Raw genomic sequence first — 2,317 nt, 5'->3', positions numbered from 1 at the left:
CCGCCAAAACATCTTCGGCGTTGTAAGGTTAAGCCTCACGGTTCATTAGTACCGGTTAGCTCAACGCATCGCTGCGCTTACACACCCGGCCTATCAACGTCGTCGTCTTCAACGTTCCTTCAGGAGACCTAAAGTCTCAGGGAGAACTCATCTCGGGGCAAGTTTCGTGCTTAGATGCTTTCAGCACTTATCTCTTCCGCATTTAGCTACCGGGCAGTGCCATTGGCATGACAACCCGAACACCAGTGATGCGTCCACTCCGGTCCTCTCGTACTAGGAGCAGCCCCCCTCAGTTCTCCAGCGCCCACGGCAGATAGGGACCGAACTGTCTCACGACGTTCTAAACCCAGCTCGCGTACCACTTTAAATGGCGAACAGCCATACCCTTGGGACCTACTTCAGCCCCAGGATGTGATGAGCCGACATCGAGGTGCCAAACACCGCCGTCGATATGAACTCTTGGGCGGTATCAGCCTGTTATCCCCGGAGTACCTTTTATCCGTTGAGCGATGGCCCTTCCATTCAGAACCACCGGATCACTATGACCTGCTTTCGCACCTGCTCGCGCCGTCACGCTCGCAGTCAAGCTGGCTTATGCCATTGCACTAACCTCCTGATGTCCGACCAGGATTAGCCAACCTTCGTGCTCCTCCGTTACTCTTTAGGAGGAGACCGCCCCAGTCAAACTACCCACCAGACACTGTCCGCAACCCGGATCACGGGTCCACGTTAGAACATCAAACATTAAAGGGTGGTATTTCAAGGCCGGCTCCATGCAGACTGGCGTCCACACTTCAAAGCCTCCCACCTATCCTACACATCAAGGCTCAATGTTCAGTGTCAAGCTATAGTAAAGGTTCACGGGGTCTTTCCGTCTTGCCGCGGGTACACTGCATCTTCACAGCGAGTTCAATTTCACTGAGTCTCGGGTGGAGACAGCCTGGCCATCATTACGCCATTCGTGCAGGTCGGAACTTACCCGACAAGGAATTTCGCTACCTTAGGACCGTTATAGTTACGGCCGCCGTTTACCGGGGCTTCGATCAGGAGCTTCGCTTGCGCTGACCCCATCAATTAACCTTCCGGCACCGGGCAGGCGTCACACCGTATACGTCCACTTTCGTGTTTGCACAGTGCTGTGTTTTTAATAAACAGTTGCAGCCAGCTGGTATCTTCGACTGACTTCAGCTCCATGAGTAAATCACTTCACCTACGTGTCAGCGTGCCTTCTCCCGAAGTTACGGCACCATTTTGCCTAGTTCCTTCACCCGAGTTCTCTCAAGCGCCTTGGTATTCTCTACCTGACCACCTGTGTCGGTTTGGGGTACGATTTGATGTTACCTGATGCTTAGAGGCTTTTCCTGGAAGCAGGGCATTTGTTGCTTCAGCACCGTAGTGCCTCGTCGTCACGCCTCAGTGTTAAAGTGAACCGGATTTACCTGGAACACACACCTACACGCTTAAACCGGGACAACCGTCGCCCGGCCAACATAGCCTTCTCCGTCCCCCCTTCGCAGTAACACCAAGTACGGGAATATTAACCCGTTTCCCATCGACTACGCCTTTCGGCCTCGCCTTAGGGGTCGACTCACCCTGCCCCGATTAACGTTGGACAGGAACCCTTGGTCTTCCGGCGAGCGGGCTTTTCACCCGCTTTATCGTTACTTATGTCAGCATTCGCACTTCTGATACCTCCAGCAACCCTCACAGGCCACCTTCGCAGGCTTACAGAACGCTCCCCTACCCAACGACACCTGAGTGTCGCTGCCGCAGCTTCGGTGCATGGTTTAGCCCCGTTACATCTTCCGCGCAGGCCGACTCGACCAGTGAGCTATTACGCTTTCTTTAAATGATGGCTGCTTCTAAGCCAACATCCTGGCTGTCTGGGCCTTCCCACATCGTTTCCCACTTAACCATGACTTTGGGACCTTAGCTGGCGGTCTGGGTTGTTTCCCTCTTCACGACGGACGTTAGCACCCGCCGTGTGTCTCCCGTGATAACATTCTCCGGTATTCGCAGTTTGCATCGGGTTGGTAAGCCGGGATGGCCCCCTAGCCGAAACAGTGCTCTACCCCCGGAGATGAATTCACGAGGCGCTACCTAAATAGCTTTCGGGGAGAACCAGCTATCTCCCGGTTTGATTGGCCTTTCACCCCCAGCCACAGGTCATCCGCTAATTTTTCAACATTAGTCGGTTCGGTCCTCCAGTTAGTGTTACCCAACCTTCAACCTGCCCATGGCTAGATCACCGGGTTTCGGGTCTATACCCTGCAACTTAACGCCCAATTAAGACTCGGTTTCCCTCCGGCTCCCCTAT

Annotated in this window: 1 rRNA gene; it reads right to left on the bottom strand. The window is 54.1% G+C overall.

Annotated elements, in window-relative coordinates:
* Window positions 1-24 precede the first annotated feature (24 nt).
* Window positions 25-2,317: ribosomal RNA gene (locus NA389_RS21875) — 23S ribosomal RNA — on the bottom strand; the annotation flags it as partial.

This window comes from Salmonella sp. NW645 (assembly GCF_051703725.1).
In the GTDB taxonomy this organism is placed as follows: Bacteria; Pseudomonadota; Gammaproteobacteria; order Enterobacterales; family Enterobacteriaceae; genus Salmonella; species Salmonella enterica.
The sequence above is the reverse complement of the archived record's forward strand: the minus strand, read 5'-3'. Positions and strand labels throughout refer to the sequence as shown.